Annotated in this window: 24 protein-coding genes and 4 tRNA genes; all 28 read left to right on the forward strand. The window is 39.4% G+C overall.

The window, feature by feature from the left end; genetic code table 11:
- Positions 1–352 (forward strand): tyrosine-type recombinase/integrase (locus HOD97_00310; protein ID MBT4280057.1); only part of this gene is annotated, 352 nt, incomplete at its 5' end.
- A gap of 124 nt (positions 353–476) precedes the next feature.
- The gene (locus HOD97_00315) at positions 477–1,157 is read left to right on the forward strand and encodes a Crp/Fnr family transcriptional regulator (GenBank protein ID MBT4280058.1); all 681 of its coding nucleotides are present in this window, start codon (positions 477–479) and stop codon (positions 1,155–1,157) included.
- A 26-nt stretch (positions 1,158–1,183) separates the two neighbouring features.
- A complete protein-coding gene (gene meaB / locus HOD97_00320; GenBank protein ID MBT4280059.1) occupies positions 1,184–2,116 on the forward strand; it encodes a methylmalonyl Co-A mutase-associated GTPase MeaB in 933 nt (310 codons plus the stop codon).
- Between the two features lies 1 nt (position 2,117).
- Complete coding sequence (gene tatC, locus HOD97_00325) at positions 2,118–2,843, forward strand: twin-arginine translocase subunit TatC (protein MBT4280060.1); 726 nt, start codon at positions 2,118–2,120, stop codon at positions 2,841–2,843.
- A gap of 34 nt (positions 2,844–2,877) precedes the next feature.
- Positions 2,878–3,870, forward strand: coding sequence for a polyprenyl synthetase family protein (locus HOD97_00330; GenBank protein MBT4280061.1), 993 nt, complete (start codon positions 2,878–2,880; stop codon positions 3,868–3,870).
- A gap of 1 nt (position 3,871) precedes the next feature.
- Entirely contained in the window at positions 3,872–4,900 is a 1,029-nt protein-coding gene (locus HOD97_00335; GenBank protein ID MBT4280062.1) for a glycosyltransferase family 9 protein, read from the forward strand.
- On the forward strand, positions 4,897–6,180 hold the full coding sequence (locus HOD97_00340; protein ID MBT4280063.1) for a hypothetical protein: 1,284 nt from the start codon (positions 4,897–4,899) through the stop codon (positions 6,178–6,180). The genes HOD97_00335 and HOD97_00340 overlap by 4 nt, the downstream gene beginning before the upstream one ends.
- Position 6,181: 1 nt before the next feature.
- The gene (locus HOD97_00345; GenBank protein MBT4280064.1) at positions 6,182–7,495 is read left to right on the forward strand and encodes an ATP-binding cassette domain-containing protein; all 1,314 of its coding nucleotides are present in this window, start codon (positions 6,182–6,184) and stop codon (positions 7,493–7,495) included.
- Positions 7,488–8,072 carry a CDP-alcohol phosphatidyltransferase family protein gene (locus HOD97_00350; GenBank protein ID MBT4280065.1) on the forward strand — a complete coding sequence of 195 codons (585 nt, stop codon included), beginning with the start codon at positions 7,488–7,490 and terminating at the stop codon, positions 8,070–8,072. Before HOD97_00345 ends, HOD97_00350 begins: the two co-directional genes overlap by 8 nt.
- Positions 8,069–8,965, forward strand: a complete 897-nt coding sequence (ftsY, locus tag HOD97_00355; protein MBT4280066.1) for a signal recognition particle-docking protein FtsY — start codon at positions 8,069–8,071, stop codon at positions 8,963–8,965. The genes HOD97_00350 and ftsY overlap by 4 nt, the downstream gene beginning before the upstream one ends.
- A complete protein-coding gene (rimO, locus tag HOD97_00360; GenBank protein ID MBT4280067.1) occupies positions 8,952–10,253 on the forward strand; it encodes a 30S ribosomal protein S12 methylthiotransferase RimO in 1,302 nt (433 codons plus the stop codon). Before ftsY ends, rimO begins: the two co-directional genes overlap by 14 nt.
- Before the next feature lie 79 nt (positions 10,254–10,332).
- Positions 10,333–11,061 (forward strand): YebC/PmpR family DNA-binding transcriptional regulator, encoded by a 729-nt coding sequence (locus tag HOD97_00365; GenBank protein MBT4280068.1) that lies wholly within the window; start codon positions 10,333–10,335, stop codon positions 11,059–11,061.
- A gap of 6 nt (positions 11,062–11,067) precedes the next feature.
- Entirely contained in the window at positions 11,068–11,544 is a 477-nt protein-coding gene (gene ruvC / locus HOD97_00370; GenBank protein ID MBT4280069.1) for a crossover junction endodeoxyribonuclease RuvC, read from the forward strand.
- Positions 11,545–11,548: 4 nt separating this feature from the next.
- Positions 11,549–12,148: a Holliday junction branch migration protein RuvA gene (gene ruvA / locus HOD97_00375; protein MBT4280070.1), complete on the forward strand. Its 600-nt coding sequence runs from the start codon at positions 11,549–11,551 to the stop codon at positions 12,146–12,148.
- Positions 12,145–13,344 carry an aminotransferase class I/II-fold pyridoxal phosphate-dependent enzyme gene (locus HOD97_00380; protein ID MBT4280071.1) on the forward strand — a complete coding sequence of 400 codons (1,200 nt, stop codon included), beginning with the start codon at positions 12,145–12,147 and terminating at the stop codon, positions 13,342–13,344. The genes ruvA and HOD97_00380 overlap by 4 nt, the downstream gene beginning before the upstream one ends.
- Position 13,345: 1 nt before the next feature.
- The gene (gene gcvT, locus HOD97_00385; protein ID MBT4280072.1) at positions 13,346–14,440 is read left to right on the forward strand and encodes a glycine cleavage system aminomethyltransferase GcvT; all 1,095 of its coding nucleotides are present in this window, start codon (positions 13,346–13,348) and stop codon (positions 14,438–14,440) included.
- A complete protein-coding gene (locus HOD97_00390) occupies positions 14,433–15,413 on the forward strand; it encodes an SDR family NAD(P)-dependent oxidoreductase (GenBank protein MBT4280073.1) in 981 nt (326 codons plus the stop codon). Before gcvT ends, HOD97_00390 begins: the two co-directional genes overlap by 8 nt.
- A complete protein-coding gene (locus HOD97_00395; GenBank protein ID MBT4280074.1) occupies positions 15,410–17,812 on the forward strand; it encodes a DNA translocase FtsK in 2,403 nt (800 codons plus the stop codon). Before HOD97_00390 ends, HOD97_00395 begins: the two co-directional genes overlap by 4 nt.
- 5 nt (positions 17,813–17,817) lie before the next feature.
- Positions 17,818–18,402 carry a hypothetical protein gene (locus HOD97_00400; protein MBT4280075.1) on the forward strand — a complete coding sequence of 195 codons (585 nt, stop codon included), beginning with the start codon at positions 17,818–17,820 and terminating at the stop codon, positions 18,400–18,402.
- The gene (locus HOD97_00405; protein MBT4280076.1) at positions 18,395–19,387 is read left to right on the forward strand and encodes a flippase-like domain-containing protein; all 993 of its coding nucleotides are present in this window, start codon (positions 18,395–18,397) and stop codon (positions 19,385–19,387) included. The genes HOD97_00400 and HOD97_00405 overlap by 8 nt, the downstream gene beginning before the upstream one ends.
- On the forward strand, positions 19,374–19,922 hold the full coding sequence (locus tag HOD97_00410; GenBank protein MBT4280077.1) for an HAD-IIIA family hydrolase: 549 nt from the start codon (positions 19,374–19,376) through the stop codon (positions 19,920–19,922). Before HOD97_00405 ends, HOD97_00410 begins: the two co-directional genes overlap by 14 nt.
- Positions 19,919–20,818: a D-alanine--D-alanine ligase gene (locus HOD97_00415; GenBank protein MBT4280078.1), complete on the forward strand. Its 900-nt coding sequence runs from the start codon at positions 19,919–19,921 to the stop codon at positions 20,816–20,818. Before HOD97_00410 ends, HOD97_00415 begins: the two co-directional genes overlap by 4 nt.
- Positions 20,819–20,827: 9 nt before the next feature.
- Entirely contained in the window at positions 20,828–22,216 is a 1,389-nt protein-coding gene (locus HOD97_00420) for a cysteine--tRNA ligase (GenBank protein MBT4280079.1), read from the forward strand.
- A 222-nt stretch (positions 22,217–22,438) separates the two neighbouring features.
- Positions 22,439–22,511, forward strand: a tRNA-Thr gene (locus HOD97_00425).
- Between the two features lie 71 nt (positions 22,512–22,582).
- A tRNA-Tyr gene (locus tag HOD97_00430) sits at positions 22,583–22,665 on the forward strand.
- A 7-nt stretch (positions 22,666–22,672) separates the two neighbouring features.
- Positions 22,673–22,743, forward strand: a tRNA-Gly gene (locus tag HOD97_00435).
- Between the two features lie 15 nt (positions 22,744–22,758).
- Positions 22,759–22,831 (forward strand) — tRNA-Thr (locus HOD97_00440).
- A 33-nt stretch (positions 22,832–22,864) separates the two neighbouring features.
- Positions 22,865–22,991: elongation factor Tu (gene tuf / locus HOD97_00445; protein MBT4280080.1), on the forward strand; the 127-nt coding region annotated here is incomplete at its 3' end.

Raw genomic sequence — 22,991 nt, forward strand, 5'->3', positions numbered from 1 at the left:
ATATTCTATTGATAAAAAATATCCCAATGCCGGTAGAGAATTGGGATGGTACTTTATGTTTCCCGGCAAATCATTAAATAAAGATCCTGTTTCTGGGATTATTAGGCGACATCATGTTCATGAATCCAATATTCAGCGTGCTGTTAAAAAGGCTGTACGCAATGCAGGGATTCATAAACAGGCAGGATGCCATTCGTTCCGTCATTCTTTCGCCACCCATTTGTTAGAAAATGGTTATGATATTCGTTCTGTGCAAGAATTGCTGGGACATAAAGATGTGCGCACAACCATGATCTATACTCATGTGATGCAAAAAGGACCTCTGGCTGTAAAAAGCCCATTGGATCATTAAAGTTGTTCCACGACCATCCTTAGTCATGGATTTGCATGCGCTGGGAAGCTTGTGCCACATTAATGCCTAAAAAATGTTTATTTAAACCAATTTGAAAAAGTCCGTAATAATCTTATTTTAGAATATGAGTAAAGTAGAATTTCTTCAATCGGTCCCCATATTTTCTGATCTCAGTGATGAAACGCTGAAAAAAATATCCGATAAGATGGTAACTCGGTCTTACACCAAAGGACAAATGATTCTTCTAGAAGATGCTGCCGGTGAGACTTTTTTTGTCATGTCATCCGGTAGTGTAAAGGTTACACGTCTCAGCGGTGAAGGTAGGGAAGTTATTTTGGCAATTCTCGGCGAAGGCGATTTTTTCGGCGAAATGTCTCTTTTAGATGGCGAAGGTCGTTCAGCCAATATCGTATCCATTAACGATTCCGAAGTTTTAACACTGACTCGGGGAGATTTCCTAGATATTCTAGAGACATTCCCCAAGATAGCAATTAGCTTTTTAGAAGAACTTGCAAGACGTTTGAGAAAAAGTGATCAGCAAATTGAAAGTTTGTCTCTTGCGGATGCAGACCAACGAATTGGAATGGTTTTGGTAAGGCTCGCAGAAGAACTTGGTACTATTAAACAGGGGAACGTCTCGATTAAAAATTTTCCGTTTCAACAAGATATTGCCAACATGGCCGGGACATCTCGAGAAACAGTTTCACGTACTCTAAGAGTTTTGGAAGACAACGGATACATGTCTCGCAAGGCAAAAACGTTGATTATTTACAATTTTGATTTCTTCCAGAAAAATTTTTCCTAACACATAACTTACATGTAACCATCCCCATGGCGGACTCAATGCTGGATGGAATCCGGTCCAACAACCACAGGATTCTTTCTCGTGTCATTTCAAATATTGAAAATGACCTGTCGCTTCCCAAGGATTTTTTCCCGGCAATTCATACGCACGCAAGAAATGCGATACGGTTCGGAATTACAGGTCCTCCCGGTGCCGGAAAAAGTACCATTACCGATCAACTCATTCGTCGATATATTGAAGATGGAAAATCGGTCGGCGTTGTTGCAGTTGATCCGACAAGTCCATTTTCCGGCGGTGCGCTTTTGGGTGATCGGATTCGAATGAATACCTATTCTTGGGATGACAATGTATTTATCCGTAGCATGGGCTCGCATGGCGATTTGGGTGGAATGGCACGCAAAGCGCAAGATGTTGGCGATGTGCTCGCCGCCAGCGGAAAAGATATTATTATTTTCGAAACGGTAGGAGTTGGGCAGGCAGAATATGATGTTGCTAAAGCTGTAGATATTACCTGCGTGGTTTTGGTCCCGGAATCCGGAGACGAAATTCAAATGATGAAAGCAGGGCTCATCGAAATTGCAGATCTTTTTATTATTAATAAATCAGATAGACAAGGTGCCAAACGATTGGCACATTTGCTTAAGGGAATGATGCACTCAACACGGAAAGACGGAATCGAACCTCCGGTGGTAAATACGCAGGCAAATGACGGAACAGGCATTGAAGATTTGTACACTACGATTTATGATTCCTTCTCAAAACTCGATTCTTCCGGCCGGTTAAATGAAAAACGACTTACGCGTTATCGCAATCGGGTGCGTGCCCTTGTCCATGAAGAATTGCTTAAAGGGTTTTGGACTTCATCTAAAATGAAAGAATTAGAGAAGCGAACCGCATCGCTAGAATCTATTGGAATGTCACCATTCGAAGCGTCAAAAGAACTATTGCGTAATTCCTGACATGACTAGAAAACCCGAAAAGACAATGCATTTTCTCGATCATCTTGAAGAATTGAGGTGGCGAATTTTGAAATCTTTGATTGGAATCCTCATCGGCGCGACGGTTACTTTTTCTTTTATTGATCCTATTTTAGAATTGCTGATTCAGCCTATTAAATCTGTAGATGCGCCGTGGGAATTGCAGGTGCTAAAAGTTCAGGGAATGTTCCTGATTAAATGGACCGTTGCATTTATTGGAGGTGTGATCATTGGCCTTCCCATCATTACGTACCAGTTCTGGCAATTTGTCGCGCCGGCGCTAAAAGGAAAGGAACGAAACATTGCATTTCCGCTCATTCTGTTCACGTACCTCGGATTTTTATCTGGAATTTATTTTGCCTTTACTATTTTAATCCCTATTTCGCTCACATTTTTTGCATCCATGGGAGTAACGGATATTCAAAATCAGTTTTCCATCAATTATTATTTCAGTTTTATTACATGGCTCATGATTGGGTGCGGGTTGATGTTTGAACTTCCTGTCTTGGTATATTTTTTGGCGAAAATTAATTTTGCAACTCCTGCATTCATGCGTCATTATCGCAGACATGCAATCGTTTTAATTATGATTATTTCCGCATTTGTTACGCCGCCGGATCCGGTTAGCCTCTTCATGATGACTCTTCCATTGGTAATTTTATATGAAATTAGTATTGGCGTAGCTTGGTTTGTAACCAAGGGGAAATGATTGGTAGCCCACTTCATATTTGGTAACTTAACCCGTGCGCAAAGACCTTAAAGAACTCAAACAAATCACCGCTCCAATTCTTGAAGATATTAAAGTATTCGAACAAGAATTTCGGGATGCACTTAAGTCCGAAGTCCGTTTAGTTAATACGATCGGGAAATATATTCTGCGCCATAAAGGGAAACACATTCGCCCGATTTTAACAATCCTTGCATCACGAGTATGTGGAGAAAAACCATCCCTAAATAGCTACCGCGCCGCTGTAATGATTGAGCTTTTGCATGTGGCAACTCTGGTGCATGACGATGTGGTTGACGACGCAGAAAAAAGAAGAGGGTTTCCATCAATTAATCGCGCTTGGAAAAATAAAGTGGCCGTCTTGATGGGTGATTTTCTTATGAGCAAGGCATTGATCAATATCGTAGGTATCAAAGATTTTGAAGCTCTGATGCTGATTTCGAGTACAGCTGAAAAAATGAGCGCGGGAGAAATTTTTCAAATTGAAAAAACGATAACTCGTACCATATCTGAAACGGATTATTACAATATGATTTTTCAGAAAACTGCTTCTCTAATTTCGGCAAGTTGTGAGTTGGGTGCCATTACTGTCACAGGCAAAGAAAAAGATCGCGAAGCCATGCGTACCTACGGAGCCAAGCTGGGAATGGCATTTCAAATTCGGGACGATCTTTTCGACCTTTTCGGAAAAGAAGAAGATATCGGGAAAAATGTGGGTGCTGATGTAAAACGAAATTTAATGACGCTACCTGTAATTCATTCCTACAAAACGCTGTCAAAACCTGCCGCTAAAGAAGTAAAAAAATTGCTGAATGGGTCAAAAAAATCACGAAAAAATATTGGACGCTTAAGAGATATTGTAGATGCAGCCGGCGGACAAGAATATGCACGAAATAAAATGGATGAATTTGGAAATCAAGCTTTGGATGCTATTGCTGAATATCCGGATTCGCCCTACAAGCAATCCATGACAGAGCTAATTGCATTTAACAGCCAACGAATTAGGTAACATGCAATCACCTAAGGCCATTTTGGTCATCCGGTTTAGTTCTATCGGTGATATTGTACTGGCTACTTCACCACTCAAAAGTATCCGAACCGCCTTTCCCGATTCTCGAATTGATTTTTTAACATTAGATCGCTTTCAGGATTTATTGCTGTTCCACCCGGCAATCGATCGGCTGGTTTGTTTACATGCCGATGCCGATATAAAAGAAATGACTCACTTTGCCAGAAACCTTCGAATTGGTGATTATGATTTAGTTGTGGATCTTCACAATTCCCTTAGATCAAAATGGATTCGATCTAAATTGCATGGTATTAAAACGGTTGTTCTTAAAAAACCGAGATGGAAACGATTTAAGTTGTTCAATTTTCATCTAAACCATTTCGAAGCCGGGTTTTCTCAACGTGCATTGTATCATGAGCCAATGAAGTCATTTCTTCCTGATAATTTTGATATTCCCTTAACAGAATTGGCGGTGAAAAATGAAGAAAAATTGTTCGCTAAAGATTGGTTAAAGAACCAAAACATTACAGGACCGTTTTATACAATCATCCCATCTGCCGCATGGAAACAAAAAATGTGGAATCCAATTCGATATGCGGAAGTGGCAAAAATATTATCCGAAAAATTACAAATGCAAACCGTGATTCTAGGCGGAAAGTCTGACGATATTTGTGCGAAGATTTTTAAAGAAAATCCAGATTGTATTGATGCTCACGGAATGCTCACATTTCGAGAATCGCTGTCGGTACTTTCTTTGTCACAATTTGCCATTGGATCGGATACAGGATTTATGCATGCTGCGGAGGCCCTCGGAATTCCGGTAACCATGATCATGGGGCCGACATCTATAGAAAGCGGAGGAGGTACACAACTTTCGACATCGAATCTTTTATCGGTACCGGATCTGAGATGCAGACCATGCTCACAAAATGGGAAACGGTCATGTTATAGGAAAGAACAATTTTGCATGACGAATATTCCACCATCATCAGTTGTTGAAAGTGCGCTGAGAATCGCAAACATATCATGATAATTTTCTGGAAATTATTATACAATATCATCTTTCTACCGCTGATGGTTTTTCTAACATTAATTGTTGCACTTTTTAATAAAAAATTACGGACCGGCATCATGGGGAGACTGTCTTCGTTATCCATATTAAAAACTCACTTTAGCGATGAGAAAAACAAGGCGCCCGTGTATTGGTTCCACGCAGCGTCTCACGGAGAATACGAACAAATTCGGCCCGTGATTAAAGGTCTCAAAGATGTTGAACCCACTGCAAGAATATTGGTGTCGTTTTTTTCTCCATCAGGTTTCAACCATGTGAAGGATGACAATATCGAATGTAAAGTGTACTTGCCATTTGATTTTCCTTGGACAATTACCAGAGCTTTGAAAATTGTAAATCCTAAAAAACTGATATTTGCTGCTTATGATATTTGGCCAAATCTCGTTTGGATGTCAAAATCTTTGAATATAAAAACAACACTATTTGCTGTCCGGTTTGTAAAAGGAACCAAAAAACTGTCGCCAATCCTTAGGAATTTCTATGCTTCGGTGTATCATTGTTTTACTGAAATTTTTACGGTCACAAAATCTGATCACGATAGATTGCTTCAATTGCTGACCGGGCCGATCCGGCCGGACGTTCAGGCATTTGGAAATCCACGCTACGATCAGGTAAAATCCCACGCAGACGATTTTACAGCTCAACATACGGAATCTGTATTGAGTCGAAAGAAATGTCTGATTGCCGGAAGCGTCCATCGCGAAGATGAAGAAATCATTCGTTCATCAATGATAAATCTACTCAATAAATTTCCTAAACTTTCTCTCATTTGGGTTCCGCATGAGCCGGATGAAAAAACTGTATCCGATGCCGTTTCCTTTTTTAAAGGTGAGCAATTTGAAACATCGGTAATGAATCATAATAAGGTAAATCAAATTGGATCAGAAAAGGTGATTGTTGTGGCAACGGTTGGTGTCCTTTCAAAGTTGTATTGGAATGGGCAAGTAGCCTACGTTGGTGGAGGTTTTTCTGCTGGGGTTCACAATGTTATGGAACCAGCAATTGCGAGACTTCCGGTATTTTTTGGACCAAATTATGCGGTGTCACATGCAGCAGAAGAACTCATTGAAGCAAAAGGTGGATTTACCATTTCAAGTGGAGATGAACTTCAAAAAGGCATTGAAACATTATTACAATCAGATGAATCCTTAATAAAATCCAGCTATGAAGCAACAGGTGTAATTCACAGAAACCTCGGCTCTGCAACACGAGTAGTACGCGGAATTATTAAGAATTGATATGCTATCATTTTCCATACAATATCCTAAATTTTCATTTACAAATGATCTCGAGTTCCGACCTGGACTTCATGTAATTTATGGAGAGAGCGGTGTTGGAAAATCTTGGCTTATTCATTCGCTTGCAGGATCAAATCCAAACGGCATCCCGAATTATGAAATTCAAAAACAAGTAATTCCTAAAAACATTCAAATCGTTTTTCAAAATCCCGATAACCAAATTGTGGCGGACAGCATTCATCAGGAATTGGCATTTGCATTTGAGTGCAATTCAGTAGATGTGAAATGGATTCAGGATAAAGTTAATTCATCAGCGGAGGATCTTCCTCGGAAAATTTCTTTGGACCGGCATCCGGTTACATTGAGCGGGGGAGAAATGGAACAGCTGAATCTTGTGACAACCTTTGGCAGCAATCCCAATTTAATTTTTATTGATGACGGCCTTTCATTTTTAACTCTGAAAACAAAACAGAAATGGGTTGAAAAAATTCGAGAAAAAATTCAATCTAAAAACTTCATTGTTATTTGGTTTACTAGTGATCCTTCCGATTTAGATTATGGCGATTCTATTTGGGAAATGACATCTGCATTTTTTAAAAAATATGAAAGCAAAATTCCCCTTTATCACAAAGGGAAAAACAAACCTGCTGGAGGAATGAGAATACAAATTCAGGATCTACATTTTTCATATGAAAATGGGTATGAATTGTATTCCGGATGGACATCAGAAATACAGAACTGCCGAAGCATCGGGTTGCGAGGTGAAAACGGATCCGGAAAAACTACAATTGCTCGTCTTTTGTCGAAGGGGTTAAAACCGGATTCCGGCGATGTGAAACTCACGATTAATCATAAAACACCTTCGATTGCTTTGGTGGACCAATTTCCTGAGCGAATGCTTGGTGTATCGTCATTAGAATTCTTTCTTGATCAGCTGATTGCTCATGAAAAAATGGATGAGTATCACGTATCCACCTGTATCAATGTGTTACAAGAACACCACATTCCTTGGGATTCGATAAAACATAAATATCCGATTGATTTACCCTGGAATATGATCAGGCTTGCGGTGGTTATTTTGCTTTCCAATTGTAATTACGAAGTGTTGATATTTGACGAACCGACTTTTGGGCTTGGGACAGAGCAAACGCAAAAGATGATCAATTATTTTAATGAAATCATGTCGCGTAAACATCTTGTATTTATTTCACATAATACTAATTTCCTCGCTTCTGTTTGCGATGGATATATAGATTTAACCAAAATTGAGCATAGCCTCGCTCACGATAAAGTACAATTTGATGACCATGAATAATATGAATCCTGTGAAAATAAAACTAACCGATCCATCAAGAATTTTAACGATGGCAAATATGGTAAGTCTGATTCGGGCATTATTGGTAATCCCCATTATTTATACACTCCGTAATCCTGATTGGGCTACTTATACTTTTATCTTGATTGTGATTGGAGTTCTTTCGGATGCGTTAGATGGATACTTGGCCCGCCGAGCACATGAAGTAACTCATTTCGGAAAATGGCTGGATCCCATCGCAGATTTTGTAGTCATATTTTCAATTGCGTCGTATTTGGTACTGATTGGAAGATTTCCTCTTTGGTTTTATTGGTTTTTTCTCATTCGCTATGTAGCCATTGCCATCCCGGCCATTTATTTGCTCAATCAATCTCATTTCATCCTACAATCAAATTGGTATGGAAAATGGGGAGCCGGCATTTCATCGCTAGCCATAATTTTGCACGTATTCCCATTAAAACATGTGGACTGGCTTCCCGAAGCGACCTTGTGGGCTGCAGCTATTTTACTTTCTGTGAGCTGGGTGATGTATTTCAATACCTTTATCAAAGAATATAGACGGCAGTCAAACATATGACGCCACTAACATCCCTTTTTTCGGCATTGAGCCGAACCCGGGATTCTTTATCCAAAGCTCTAAAATCCTTTACAAACAAGTCCGCCGATTTGGGTTCAATGGATGCGTTAGAGGCCAGCCTTCTATTAAGCGATATGGGAATAGATACTACAGAAGAAATTCTCGCTTTAACTGAAAAAACAAATAGTGAAAATTTAATCCAAGTCGTATCCGATTATCTGATTGATATTTTACAAACTATAGAATCGAGTCCGTTGCCGAATGATGATTTACCCCCGACCGTTTTATTAATTGTTGGCGTAAACGGAACCGGAAAAACGACATCTGCAGCAAAATTAGCCCGGTTTTTTAAACCACATAAAAATGTGTTATTAGTGGGAGCAGATACCTACAGAGCTGCTGCAGCTGAGCAACTTAGAGTGTGGGCAAATAGAGCGGATATCCGGTTGGTTTCAAATGAAGCATCTAAAGATCCATCAGCGATTATATTTGATGGATTGACATCTGCAGTTGCAAATAATTCAAATATGGTTATTGTTGATACTGCCGGCAGGCTTCATACGTACAATCATTTAATGGTTGAATTATCAAAAATGAATCGCGTATTAGATGAACATTTTCCTCAGTTCAGTAAAAAATCTCTCATTACCATTGATGCATCTCTGGGGCAGAATTCGCTTCATCAGGCAAAGGTGTTTTCGGACCATGTTGATCTCGATGGTGCTATTCTCACTAAAATGGATGGAACTGCAAAAGGGGGAATTGCATTTCCACTGGTTCGAGAATTATCTCTTCCGATTCGCTATGTTGGAACCGGCGAAGATTTGAATGACATTGAACCTTTTAGCGGGGAAACTTATGTGAAATCCATTCTCGGCATTGATCGTGAGTGAACAAAAAAAACTACACCTCATCAGTCTCGGGTGTGCAAAAAATCTTGTCGATTCAGAAATATTGCTTGGAGGGCTTAAGCAATCGAAATTCAATATCACTCACGATCCAACAGTCGCAAATACGATTGTTGTAAACACGTGCGGATTTCTAGATATGGCGCGAGAAGAATCTGTGGAAACCATCCTGCAGGCCGCAGAACTAAAACGCAAGGGAATATTGGATCAACTTGTTGTGATGGGCTGTTTGTCCGAACGGTATCCCCATGAACTTGCTAAAGAAATTCCTGAAGTGGACAGATTTTTTGGAAGTAACGATCATCGGCAAATTGTATCGTTTATTACAGGAAAAACTTTTTCTCGCGATGATCCGTTATTTTTACGATCGATCCTTACCCCCAAACATTATGCGTACTTGAAAATTGCTGAAGGATGTGATAACGGTTGTTCATTTTGTAGTATTCCACTGATGAGAGGTCTTCAAAAAAGCCGTCCGATTTCGAGCATTATAGATGAAGCTGAAAGGTTGATATCGATTGGAACCAAGGAATTGCTTCTCATTGCTCAAGATACAACAACCTATGGATGGGATTTCAGGGACAAGCAATCGTTAGCCGATCTAATTCTTGCCCTTGAGGAAACATCGGATGATTTAGAATGGGTTCGAATCCATTATGCACATCCGGCCCATTTATCTCAAAGCATAATTGATGCGATGGGATCATCTTCGAAAATATGTAAATATCTTGATATGCCTGTCCAACATGCGTCTAACTCGATTTTGAAATCGATGCGTAGGGGACTGAACCAAGATGGGATCAGAAAGAAAATTGATTCGCTCAGGAAGCATGTGCCGGGAATTCATTTGAGAACAACGGTCATTGTGGGTTACCCCGGGGAAACAGAAGATCATTTTAAAGAATTATGTGATTTTGCTGAAGATATTCGGTTCGACAGACTTGGTATTTTTACTTATTCTGAAGAGGAAGGTACTTTAGCAGCAGATTTATCGGATGATGTTCCCCGCGGAGTAAAGGACGAAAGAAAAGCAGTGCTACAAGATATTCAAGCTGGCATTAGTTTTGAAAATAATCAATCTTTAGTCGGTAAAACTTTAAAGGTCATTGTTGATGAAGCAGGTGAAGAGGTCGCAGTAGGGCGAACCGAATATGATTCTGTTGAAGTGGATAATATCGTTAAAATAGAAGGAAAAACAGAACCCGGGACCTTTATGAATGTGAAGATCACGAGTGCGAATGAGTTTGAATTAATTGGATCGCCGAAAAGATAACCCTTTTGACCATTTGGGAAAGCAGCAACAATGGTCGTAATTTCATTGCTAATTCTTTCACAAAAATACCAAAGGAACCATGTCCGGACATAGTAAATGGTCATCTATTAAGCGGAAAAAAGCTGTCATTGATGCGAAACGCGGGAAAATTTTTACCAAACTTATTCGTGAAATTACCATTGCTGCACGTGATGGTGGCGGCGACGAGGAAAGTAATCCACGCCTGCGTCAGGCAATCATAAATGCAAAAGCTGCGAATATGCCTCAAGATAACATGCAGCGAGCCATTAAAAAAGGCACCGGCGAATTGGAAGGTGTTCAATACGAAGAATCCACCCTCGAAGGATATGGCCCGGAAGGTGTCGCCATCTTTATGGATATATTATCCGATAACCGAAAACGAACTGTAGCAGAAGTGCGACACCTCATGGCAAAATACGGTGGAAATCTTGGCGAAAACGGAAGCGTATCTTGGATGTTTGAAAAAAAGGGACAAATTGTCCTAGATCAAGGATCGCATAATGAAGACGATATTTTTGAATCTGTGATAGATTCCGGTGCGGAAGATTTTGAAACAGATGATGGTTCCTGTGTGGTTACGACCCATCCTTCTGAATTAATGACTGTGAGGGATGCACTTGATAAACTCGGTTTCTCTGTCCAGTCAGTTGTATTGGAAATGATTCCAAAAAACACCCAAACAGTGGATGCTGAAAAATCGGTTCAAGTAATTACATTGCTTGAGCAATTGGAAGACCATGACGATATTCGGTCTGTCTTTACTAATTTTAATTCGGTAGAAGGATAGGTAACCATGCAAGTTATTGGCATTGATCCCGGGTTAAGCGCTACCGGATACGCATTGCTAGAAGAAAATAAGGGAAAAGTAATTGCTAAAATGTATGGAACCATTACACCACCGAAAGGAAAGACTCTTGCAGATAGACTTGAATATCTATTTTCAAAAAGTACTGAAATCATTAAGGAAATCCAGCCGGACGTAATGGCGATTGAAGACACATTCTTTCATAAAAATTTTAAATCTGCGCTCATGCTGGGCCAGGCTAGAGGCGTTTTAATTTTAGCAGCTGCACGAATGGGGATTCATTGTGTAGAGTTTGCGCCAAAAAAGGTAAAAATGTCAGTCGTGGGAAATGGAAATGCCAGCAAAGAACAGGTTCAATATATGGTAAAGCAAATTCTCAAATTGAAAGAAATGCCAAAATCATTGGATATTTCTGATGCGATGGCAATAGGTCTTTGCTACATAAACCAAAATAAATATCTATAAAAATATGATTGATTCATTAAAAGGAATTTTAATTAAGAAGGACCCCACATTTGCGGTGGTTGATGTGAATGGAGTTCGCTTTTCTGTTCAAATTACACTTTCTTCTTACCAAAGTCTTCCCAATGTGGGACAGGAAATGGAAATCCAAACATATTTGAATTTTCGGCAGGATGGTTTAGATCTTTTTGGATTCAGCGGAGAAGAGGAACGAAACGTATTCTTATTATTAACATCGGTTAGTGGAATCGGTCCCAAATCTGCCGTAAAAATTCTATCCGGAACCCAACCGAGTGAATTCAGGAAAAGAATTGTTTCCGGTGATGCAGAAGCTCTGACCGTCATCCCGGGTATCGGCGCTAAAACTGCACAGAGAATTATTGTGGAATTAAAAGATAAATTTACCGATATAGCCGATTCAGAATATCCACCCATTGTTTCTTCTGAAAATGCTGAAACGGTGAAAGATGTAATTACGGGTTTAACTGCTCTTGGATATAAGCGTGGGCAGATAAATCAGGCGCTTCGAAAACTGGAAGAAAAAGATGAATTGAACGGGAGTCTTGAGGGTTTAATTAAAAAAGCATTGGCGCATGTGATATCATGAAACCGTTTGCAAATCGATTACTTAATTTGGGTACAGAAACAGCATTTGCCGTTTCTGCTCAAGCTCGTGCATGGGCGGACAAAGGAAATAAAGTATATCCGTTTCATTTGGGAGATATTAAACTGCCAACCCCACCAAATATTATTGAAGCCGCAAATAAATTTTGCAGAGATGGAAAAAATGTTTACTGCCCAGCAGAAGGTATCCCGGAACTGCGGAATGCGTTGGCAGATGATGTCGGAAAGAAGCGTGGTGTATCCTACTCAACAGATCAAGTTAGCGTTCAACCCGGAGGCAAACCCACAATCGGGAAATTTATTCAAACTGTGATGAATCCCGGCGATGAAGTTTTGTATCCAAATCCCGGATATCCGATTTACGAATCCCAAATTGAATATCAAGGCGGTAAAGCAGTTCCTTATCATTATTTTGAAACAGATTCCGGATTTGATATTGATCTAGAAGAACTAAAGAATTCCATTACAGATAAAACTGTTGCACTCATTTATAATAATTATCAAAACCCGATTGGTGCTGAGTCGTCCCAATCTGAAATGGAAGCAATCGCAGATATTGTAATTGAACATGATCTTTGGATGTTAAGTGATGATGCTTATTATGAAGTTCGGTACGGAATTAAACCGAAATCTATCGTAGCAATCCCCGGTATGCGGGAACGAACAGTAATCTTATACACTTTTTCAAAACGATTTGCAATGACTGGGTGGAGACTTGGCGCATCCGTTGGACCAAAAGAATTGATTGAAAATATCAGCAGACTAAATGTGAATGACGAATCGTGCACCAACCATTTTTTGCAATGGGCTATGATTGAGGCTTTGACGGGAGACCAGTCCGGACCGCAAAAATTATTGGATTTACTTCAACGCAGAAGAGATGCAGCTGTTGAAGGACTGAATGCGATTGATGGGACTCAAATTGCAACCCCCAATAGTACGTTTTATCTCTTTCCAAATGTGACTTCAATAATGAAACGCAAAGGTTTCACCAACTTGAAAGATCTACAAGTGCAAGCATTGGAACAATCTGGTGTTTCTTTTTGTATGCGAGAACACTTTGGTCGGCCGAATCCCAACGAAAAAGATTATTTTATTCGATTTGCATATTCCGGGATTTCTGAGGAAGAAATCAGGGAAGGAATGGCAAAATTGAAAACCTATTTTGAATCTTCTTAACATGATTGAACTTCAAAAAACATCTCTCTACGAGACTCATATTAGTCTGGGTGCCAAAATGGTTGATTTTGCAGGATATCTCATGCCGGTCCAGTATTCCGGAATTATAGATGAACATTGTGGAGTGCGCGCTAAGTGCGGGATATTTGATGTGAGTCATATGGGGGAATTTTTTGTGCATGGAACTGATGCTGAATCTTTTTTAGACATGGTAACCGTTGGAAATGTTTCCAGCATGAAAACCGGTGACGCGCAATACTCGCTGATGTGCAATCCTAGTGGTGGGATAATTGACGACTTACTCATTTACAAAAAAAAATCGGGTTATATGCTTGTCGTCAATGCGTCAAATATCGAAAAGGATTTTGCTTGGCTCTCACAAAATGCCTATCGAGGAACCACCATTCGAAACATCAGCGAGGAAACGGGATTAATTGCGGTTCAAGGACCACAATCTCGGGCTATTTTAAACCCGTTACTCGATTTCAATATTTCTACCTTGGGATTTTATACTTTTACCGAATGTTCCCTAAGTGGATATTCTGTTACGTTGGCAAGGACTGGATATTCCGGTGAATTAGGATACGAAATTTATTGTTTTTCTCCGGATGCGCCTGGCGTTTGGGGTGCGATTTTCCAATCCGGTGGGGATGAAATTATTCCGGCAGGTCTGGGCTCTAGAGATACGCTTCGCATGGAAATGAAATATTGTTTGTACGGAAATGATATCGATGAAAATAAAAATCCAATTGAGGCTGGATTGAAATGGACTATTCATTTTGATAAACCTCAATTTATTGGGAAGGAAGCCATCCAATCTTTTGTTGAAAATCCAAAGCGCAGACTAGTGTGTATTCAAATGACAGAAAAAGCTGTTCCCAGAAAAGGTTACACCATTTGGAAGGAATCGGATGAAATTGGAATTATAACAAGCGGAACGATGTCTCCAACACTTGGGAAAGGAATTGGAATAGGTTATGTTTCAAAAGATTATTCCAAAAATGGGACAGAAATAGTTGTGGATATTCGAGGGAAGAAAAAATCAGCTGAAATTGTAAAAAACCCCTTTTATAGAAATGGAACCTTACATGCCTGATAAATCCATTCTCGTAACAGGTGGGTGCGGATTCATTGGATCGCACCTTGTAGATCATTATTTAGCGGAAAATAAAAAAGTAGTTTGTCTTGATAATATGAACGATTTCTATAATCCGGAAATCAAACGATTGAATCAATTGCCTCACTTGTCTTCGGATAATTATACATTTATCGAAGGCGATATTCGAGATAAGCAAATTGTTTCATCACTTTTTAAATCGCACAACATTGGGAAGGTCATTCATTTGGCTGCCATGGCAGGTGTTCGCCCATCTGTAGAAAACCCGAGATTATATTTAGACGTTAATGTGATGGGGACGCAGGTTTTATTGGATGTAGCAAAAGATCATACCGTTGATCATTTTGTTTTTGCATCGTCATCTTCGGTGTACGGTAATAATGAAAAGGTTCCCTTTTCGGAGGACGACAGAGTGGATGGTCAAATTTCACCGTATGGTTCTTCTAAACGAATGGGTGAGTTGCTTTGCCAAACCTATCACCATCTTACAGGATTACCCATTTCCTGTCTTCGTTTTTTTACAGTATATGGTCCGCGACAACGCCCGGAAATGGCAATTCATTTATTTGTTCGATCCATCCTAAATGGGAATGGAATTACCGTTTTTGGTGATGGAAATAGTGCCAGAGATTATACTTACATTGATGATATAATAGATGGTATAATCAAAGTAACAGAGGCGCCAAACACTTTTATGATTTACAACCTCGGAAACTCAGAACCAGTGAAATTGATTGATATGGTAAATGTAATTGGTTCTGCCACAGAAAAAACGCCTGATATTACAATGTCAACAATGCCTGTCGGGGATGTTGTGCAAACATTCGCCGATATCAGCAGGAGTGAGCGCCGGTTAGGTTATTCCCCACAAACAAATTTTAATAAAGGAGTTGAACAATTTGTGGATTGGTTCCGAACTGTCATTAAATCAAACGGAGACCTTTACGCATGAATGAAAAGAGATTAGAAATATTAGGAATCCTTGCTATGGCTGTTTCATTTCTAGTGTTTGTTAGCCAGTTGGGATACCATCCGGGTGAAGATCCTGGAGGGATTTCTGCAAATACTCAAATCGAAAATCCGATGGGAGCTGTAGGTGTTCTCTTAGCATGGGTTTTTATCAAAATGACGTTTGGTTATAGCACCCTTGTTCTTCCGGCTTTAGGATCGGTGTGGGGCTGGTGGTTGTTCAGTAAAAAAGATTTGGGAAAATTGATCAAAATGACGCAATTCTTTTTAGCATCGATGGTATTGACAGCAATTACGATTGGATCCATCGAAAAAACAATTTCTGAAAATTCATCTTTTGCATTCAGTGGAGTATTGGCAGGAACCATTGCACATTTTTTACATGAATTTTTTCTACATCCTATCGGTGCATTTACCATTATTTTAGTTCTTTGGTTGATATTAGTAAGATCCTATTTCTCGTTCAGTTTTTACGCACCAATTGAAAAATGGATCAATATTATTAAAACCAAACGTGCTGAGAAAAACCTCGTTCAAATCCATGAAGAAGAGGAAACCGAAAAGAAACAGCACACTCAAAATCTGTTATCTAAACTTAAACAAAAAACGCAAGGTGGTTCCTCAAAAGGTGTCAATAAGGAAAAAGTTGACCCACTAATAGATGCCAAAAATGAAGATGCGAGTTCGAGTGAGGCAGAAGAGCCTAAGGATGATTCAATCGAAGCTAATGTGGACGAAAAAGAAGACCCTATTGCATCAAACGCCGAGGTTAGCGATAAGCTGGAGACTCCGCAACTTGATGACATGGTAGAATCGGAAACCGGCGATGAAAATGCAGAATCTCAAAGTGAGTCCGGTATTGAAATAGGCGAAGAAGTAAAGGAAGAAGAAATTGATCTGGATTCCATTGCTGAACGCACTAAACCAAAACGAAAATACCAACTTCCGCCTGCAGACATTCTTGAAACACCCCCAACCATTCAGAGCGGATTAACCAAAGTGGAACTTGTAGATAGAGCCAATTTTTTAACACAATCCCTCAACACATTCGGCGTGGAAGGTCGAGTGGTAAATGTGAGTCCGGGGCCTGTCATTACATTATTTGAAGTAGAGCCAGCAGAAGGTGTGCGTGTAAATAAATTTGTTGCATTGGCAGACGACCTCGCGCGGGTAATGGAAGCTAGCAGAGTGCGTATCATTGCGCCAATTCCTGGAAAATCATCTGTTGGTATTGAGATCCCGAATAAAGATCCTGACACAGTTTATTTCAAGTCTGTGATCAGCTCCGAAAAATTTGTAAATACTAAATTCAAATTGACCTTGGCAATTGGGAAAACTACTTCCGGAGAAATTTCTACTTTAGAGTTAGAACAAATGCCGCATTTGCTGATTGCTGGTACCACCGGGTCGGGAAAATCTGTCTGCCTCAATACCATTGTTTGCAGTTTGTTATATTCGGCAGCGCCTGATGAAATTAAATTTGTAATTATTGATCCTAAAAAAGTGGAAATGACTCTCTATAGAGGGTTGGAAGGCTACCATCTTCTTGAAATGGATGATATCGATGAACCGATTGTGACTTCGCATGACCATTCTATACTTGCATTACGGTCCGTTGAAAAGGAAATGGAACGAAGGTACAATAAAATGGCAGATGAGACCGTTAGGAATATTTCTGAGTATAATTCGAAGATGAAAAATAATGGTAATCCTATCATGCCATATATTATTGTTGTGATTGATGAATTAGCAGATTTAATGATGATGAGTGCTCGTGATGTAGAGGCTCCCATTGCGCGTTTGGCGCAGCTTTCCCGTGCAGTTGGAATCCATTTAATTATTGCAACTCAGCGACCATCTGTAGATGTGATTACCGGTGTTATTAAAGCAAATTTTCCATCCAGAATTGCCTTTCAGGTGGCGACAAAAATTGATTCGAGAACTATTATTGACATGCAGGGTGCAGAAAAACTAATTGGTAAGGGCGATATGCTTTTTCTTGGCTCAGGGTCATCCGATCCGGTTCGACTTCATAATGCATTTATATCTTTAAATGAAATTGAGGCAATTGTTTCTCATGTAAAAGGTCAACCAAAACCTGAAGCACTTGTACTTCCATCTGTCCGTGAGGGAATAGTAGGTACCGGGGGATTTGATGGTGGAGGAGAACTGGACGAAATGTTCAATGAAGCTGTCAAACTTGTGGTGACTCACCAACAAGGGTCTATATCGCTTCTTCAGCGCCGACTTAAATTGGGGTATTCTCGCGCAGCAAGAATTATTGACGAAATGGAACAGGCTGGAATCGTCGGTCCATTTACAGGTAGTAAAGCAAGAGAGGTTTTAGTCGATGAAACATATATAGAAAGTCTAAATCCCTAATTAGCTTGACTAATCGTTTTTCTATTCTACCTTTTATTTTTGTTTTTTCTCTCGGTGCTAAGCCAAGCTATATTGATTCTTTGCGCAAAGCATTGACGGATCCACCTGGAGTAGAACTTTCCTTCACTGTCGATCAGACGATGCAAGGTGAAACCTGGCTAGGAAATGGCACGATAGAAATTATTGGCAAGAATCGCTATTTTGCGTCCATTGGTGATCAAGAAATCAAAGTAGAGGGACGTGACGTTCAAACCTGGAACAAGTCATCTTCGCAACTCATTAAGGATACATTATATGAAGGCAATGTGAATATTATTTCGCTACTTAATGAGGATGGAAATAAAATCATTATTATGAATCAAATATTGAAACAGAACCACATAGTGATAGAGTTTACTGTTCCAGAAATGGAAACAAGCGGTACAATTCGAATGAGTGACAAATCTTTTCTGCCCACAAACATTACGCTAAAAAATGGACCTAAAATAAAAACTGTCATGACTATATTGGACACAAAACCCATCGGGAAAAAATCAAAATTCCATTCTTTCAATCCTGATGTAAATGAGAGGATAGACCTACGTGAATAAGTGGTTCAAATTATTAATTGGCATTCTAATGAGTGCGGGTGGCCTTTATTATGCCTTTAAGGACATGGATTTTGTCCAACTTGTAGATACGATTTCAAATGTGAATTACGGTTGGGTTGCGTTAGCGATGATTTTAATGGTTTTCTCTGTTGGTATTAGAGCAGAACGATGGCGGCTGATTTTGATGCCATTCGAATCGTTACAGTTTCATCCATTATTTGGTTCTACAATGGTTGGATATTTTGGAAATGGCGTTTTGCCGTTTCGCCTTGGTGAACTATTGAGAGCTTACAGTCTTTCTTCATACACAAAATTGACACCGTCTTCATCATTTGGTACAATTATTTTAGAAAGAATTTTGGATATGTTGGGTCTTGCGGCAATGATTGCAATTTTTGCGCCATCCCTTCAATCTGAAATGCTAAGTACAGAATTTCTTTTATTTGTTGGAGTAATATCACTTTTGATTTTTGTAGGAACCATTTGGTTAGGTAATAGCCATTCCAAATTTCATGAAAAGGTGATTCATTGGAAAATATTTGAATCTAAATGGGCACAGAAAATTTTATTCTCACTGAATAATGTATTGAATGGTATTACTGCTCTCAAAAATACGAAACACATCGGAATGATTGCATTTCATACCGTGTTTTTATGGGTGCTTTATTATATATCGGTTTGGTTAGTTGTAAAAGCAACCGGGATTAACCTGGGTTTTTCTGGAATGGGAATACTGCTTATTTCAACAACTCTTGCGATCACCATTCCATCAGCACCGGGATATGTTGGCACCTATCATGCAGCTGCAGTTTATATTTTGACAAATGTGTATGAGGTTGCATTAACTCATGCCCAAGCTTTTGCCGTCATCATTCATGCCATAGGGTTTTTCCCACTTTTGGTAATTGGTGCTATTTATTTCGTAAAAGGGTCTATTCGGATTGTTGATCTAAAAAAATCTGTGGTTCCTGATGAAAGCATATGATACTATATTTTTAGATCGTGATGGCACATTGAATCCTGATCCGGGTTACATCGCATCACTAAGAGATTTCACATTCTTTGATTTCGCACTACCTGCTCTACAAAAGCTAAAAGATAACCGGTTTTGTATCGTTACAAATCAATCCGGAGTTTCTCGGGGAATCATTGAGCAAAATGAATTGAATAAAATCCATCATTATGTCCAAACTGCTTTTAAGGATCACGGCTTGGACTTGCTTGATATTTTTGTTTGCAATGACCATCCGGATCATGCGACCGAGCGAAGAAAGCCGGGCACTGGCATGTTTTTTGAAGCCGCAAAAATATATGGGATTGATCTTGCTAATTCAGTTATGATTGGGGATGGAATTGCAGATATGGAAGCTGCACAATCTTTAATAATGGATGGAATCCTTGTTAGAACTGGAAAAGGATCTGAATCGGAATCTCATTTTATTAAATCTGAATTTCCAATAGCTGTGGTTGATAATTTAGAAAAAGCTGTAAATTGGATTTTATCCAAGGATTCAAAATGAAGATTGCAGTGATCATGGGTGGACATTCCGGAGAGCGAAATGTATCTCTAGATTCCGGAAAGGCAATTGCGGATGCATGTATTTCGTTAGGTCATGAAGTTCAAACTCTTGACATCAATATGGATCTCGTTTCCATTGTTCCCCAAATTAAATCAGTAGATTTAGTGTTTAACGGATTGCATGGGACGGGTGGCGAAGATGGAACTATTCAAGGGTTTTTAAAATCTCTTGATGTGCCATTCACCGGATCTGGGGTGGAAGCTTCAGCAATTTGCATGGATAAACGCGTATCAAAATCTTTAGCTGAAAACAAAGGAATTAAAACGCCTGACTGGATTTCAATTGGTAGCCATGAAAATATCCCGAATGAAATAAGCCTCAATTATCCACTTGTTGTAAAACCAAGTAGAGAAGGGAGTTCGCTTGGCTTATCCATTATTCAAGATCAATCCCGATTGCCCCAAGCAGTAGAATTAGCAAAACAGCATTCCGGTGTTGTATTAATCGAAGAATATATTCATGGGAAAGAAATCACTGTTTCCATCATTGGGAATGAAGCATTTCCAGTGGTTGAAATAACCCCATCGCATGAGTTTTATGATTATCAATGTAAATACACAAAAGGATTGAGCGATTATCTGTGTCCGGCGGACCTTACGGAAGAAACATCAATGCGAATTCAAGCAATTGCATTAGAAATCCATTCGATGATGAGATGTAGACATTATTCCCGGGTTGATTTTAGGATGGATGAAAAAGGTGATGCATATTTTTTAGAAATCAATACGCTTCCGGGAATGACTTCAACAAGTTTACTTCCGAAATCAGCAGAAGCAAACGGGCTGTCATTTATCAATCTGATTGATAAAATTATTCAACTAGCGGCGCATGGGTAAATACATACAATGAGCATTTCATTTTATAATTCAGCTACTCGTCGGAAGGAAACATTTGTTCCCTTAGAAAAAGGAAAAGTAAAGCTATACACTTGTGGTCCCACTGTCTATGATGACGCACATATTGGGAATTTTCGCACATTTTTGTTTGAGGATTTTTTGAAACGTTTTTTGATACTTCGCGGATTTAACGTTACTCACATAATGAATTTGACGGATGTAGATGATAAAACTATCAACAGGGCAAATGAAGAGGGGATAGGTTTAAAGACACTTACCGAAAAATTTATTAACAATTTCTTTCGAGATTCAGAACTTCTCAATATGTTACCGGCAGATGAATATCCGGCTGCAACAGATCATATTCCAATTATGATTGGCCTGATTCAATTACTGCTAAATAATAACCATGCTTATACCACGGATGATGGGTCAGTTTATTTTTCAATAAAGTCATTTAAGGATTACGGAAAATTGGCTCGTTTAGATTTGACTGGGCAGACCCAAACGAATCGCGTATCAACGGATGATTATTCAAAGGATAGCCTACAAGATTTTGCATTGTGGAAGTCATGGAAAAAAGAAGATGGCGATGTTCATTGGGATTCTCCGTGGGGGAAAGGTCGTCCCGGGTGGCATATTGAATGTTCTGCCATGTCTATGCATTACCTAGGCAATCATTTTGATATTCATTGTGGGGGAACTGACAATATATTTCCTCATCATGAAAATGAATTGGCTCAATCTGTTGCCGGGAATGGATCTGATTTTGTCAATGTTTGGATGCATTCAGAGCATTTATTGGTGGATGGTGGAAAAATGAGTAAATCGTTAGGAAATTTTTATCGATTAAAGGATCTTATAGGAAAAGGAATATATCCAGAAGCAATTCGATTGGCTTTACTCACCGGTCATTATAGATCACGGCTAAATTTTACCTTGAAAAAAGTGGCGGAATCGAAAAAAACTATTTCAAGAGTAATGGATTTTAAGGATCGGCTTGACTCTTTAAATCGTCAGGGAGATTTTACCAATGCAGAATTACCCATTGAATTCGATTCATTTGTTTTAGCTTTGGATAACGATCTAAATATATCAGAAGCACTTGCAGTTTTCTTTGAATGGATCAGGAAAATAAATACTAAATTAAATGATGGGAATATTTCAGCTGAGGAAATAACATCCGGACTGTATTTTTTAGATAGATTTAATTTTCTCTTTCAGATTTTTTGTGACGAGGATGATGTTCCTGAGGAAATAATGGATTTGGTTACTCAAAGAGAAAAATCTAGAAATAGTGAAAATTGGAAAGAGTCTGATCGGATCCGAGATGTATTGTCTCATAAAGGATGGCTTGTGGAAGACACTACGACCGGAACAAAAATAAAGAAACTTTAAGCTCAATAATTATTTTAAATTTATCTTTAATAGTTATTGTTACTATTATTTATCTTATATAATTTTCTAGGCTTTATTCGTACAGGTCGAGCCGAAGTGAAACAAAGAACAGATATTAATCAAAATTCTATTTGGATGAATCTTTTAGGATTTTTACGTCGTATAGTGGTATCTGAAATGGTTGAAATAACGGCTTCACTAGCGGAATTGTTAAAAAGATTTGCCGGTGTAGCTCAGTTGGTAGAGCAGCTGATTTGTAATCAGCAGGTCGGGGGTTCGAGTCCCTTCGCCGGCTCGATACGAAAAAACATTGGTAAGAAAAAATTTAGGACATCGATGGAAGAAAAAAAGAAAATTAATATTACCGGGGAGATGCCCGAGTGGTCAAAGGGAGCAGACTGTAAATCTGCCGGCGTACGCCTACGGAGGTTCAAGTCCTCCTCTCCCCACAACTACGCGAGCGTAGTTCAATGGTAGAACCCCAGCCTTCCAAGCTGGTGATGTGGGTTCGATCCCCATCGCTCGCTCAAATATCAAGGTGTGCCTACGTAGCTCAGTCGGTAGAGCGCGTCCTTGGTAAGGACGAGGTCACCGGTTCAATTCCGGTCGTAGGCTCAGAACAATTATAAACAAGAAGGAGAACACACAATGTCAAAGCAGAAATTTGAGAGAACAAAGCCACATGTAAATATAGGAACGATAGGTCATGTAGATCACGGTAAGACAACCTTAACGGCCGCGATCACGATGACCCAAAGCGCCCGTGGTATGGCTG

This window comes from Candidatus Neomarinimicrobiota bacterium, assembly GCA_018651745.1.
Lineage (GTDB): Bacteria > Fidelibacterota > Marinisomatia > Marinisomatales > TCS55 > JAAZYX01.

Excerpts from the sequence above, each read along its gene's own strand:
- HOD97_00350 (MBT4280065.1), top strand. The coding sequence starts at position 7,488 with ATGAATAATATGAATCCTGTGAAAATAAAACTAACCGATCCATCAAGA.
- HOD97_00340 (MBT4280063.1), top strand. The coding sequence starts at position 4,897 with ATGATAATTTTCTGGAAATTATTATACAATATCATCTTTCTACCGCTG.
- gcvT (MBT4280072.1), top strand. The coding sequence starts at position 13,346 with ATGATTGAACTTCAAAAAACATCTCTCTACGAGACTCATATTAGTCTG.
- HOD97_00315 (MBT4280058.1), top strand. The coding sequence starts at position 477 with ATGAGTAAAGTAGAATTTCTTCAATCGGTCCCCATATTTTCTGATCTC.
- ruvA (MBT4280070.1), top strand. The coding sequence starts at position 11,549 with ATGATTGATTCATTAAAAGGAATTTTAATTAAGAAGGACCCCACATTT.
- HOD97_00345 (MBT4280064.1), top strand. The coding sequence starts at position 6,182 with ATGCTATCATTTTCCATACAATATCCTAAATTTTCATTTACAAATGAT.
- HOD97_00415 (MBT4280078.1), top strand. The coding sequence starts at position 19,919 with ATGAAGATTGCAGTGATCATGGGTGGACATTCCGGAGAGCGAAATGTA.
- tatC (MBT4280060.1), top strand. The coding sequence starts at position 2,118 with ATGACTAGAAAACCCGAAAAGACAATGCATTTTCTCGATCATCTTGAA.
- meaB (MBT4280059.1), top strand. The coding sequence starts at position 1,184 with ATGGCGGACTCAATGCTGGATGGAATCCGGTCCAACAACCACAGGATT.
- HOD97_00390 (MBT4280073.1), top strand. The coding sequence starts at position 14,433 with ATGCCTGATAAATCCATTCTCGTAACAGGTGGGTGCGGATTCATTGGA.
- ruvC (MBT4280069.1), top strand. The coding sequence starts at position 11,068 with ATGCAAGTTATTGGCATTGATCCCGGGTTAAGCGCTACCGGATACGCA.
- ftsY (MBT4280066.1), top strand. The coding sequence starts at position 8,069 with ATGACGCCACTAACATCCCTTTTTTCGGCATTGAGCCGAACCCGGGAT.
- HOD97_00395 (MBT4280074.1), top strand. The coding sequence starts at position 15,410 with ATGAATGAAAAGAGATTAGAAATATTAGGAATCCTTGCTATGGCTGTT.
- HOD97_00420 (MBT4280079.1), top strand. The coding sequence starts at position 20,828 with ATGAGCATTTCATTTTATAATTCAGCTACTCGTCGGAAGGAAACATTT.
- HOD97_00335 (MBT4280062.1), top strand. The coding sequence starts at position 3,872 with ATGCAATCACCTAAGGCCATTTTGGTCATCCGGTTTAGTTCTATCGGT.
- HOD97_00365 (MBT4280068.1), top strand. The coding sequence starts at position 10,333 with ATGTCCGGACATAGTAAATGGTCATCTATTAAGCGGAAAAAAGCTGTC.
- HOD97_00410 (MBT4280077.1), top strand. The coding sequence starts at position 19,374 with ATGAAAGCATATGATACTATATTTTTAGATCGTGATGGCACATTGAAT.
- HOD97_00380 (MBT4280071.1), top strand. The coding sequence starts at position 12,145 with ATGAAACCGTTTGCAAATCGATTACTTAATTTGGGTACAGAAACAGCA.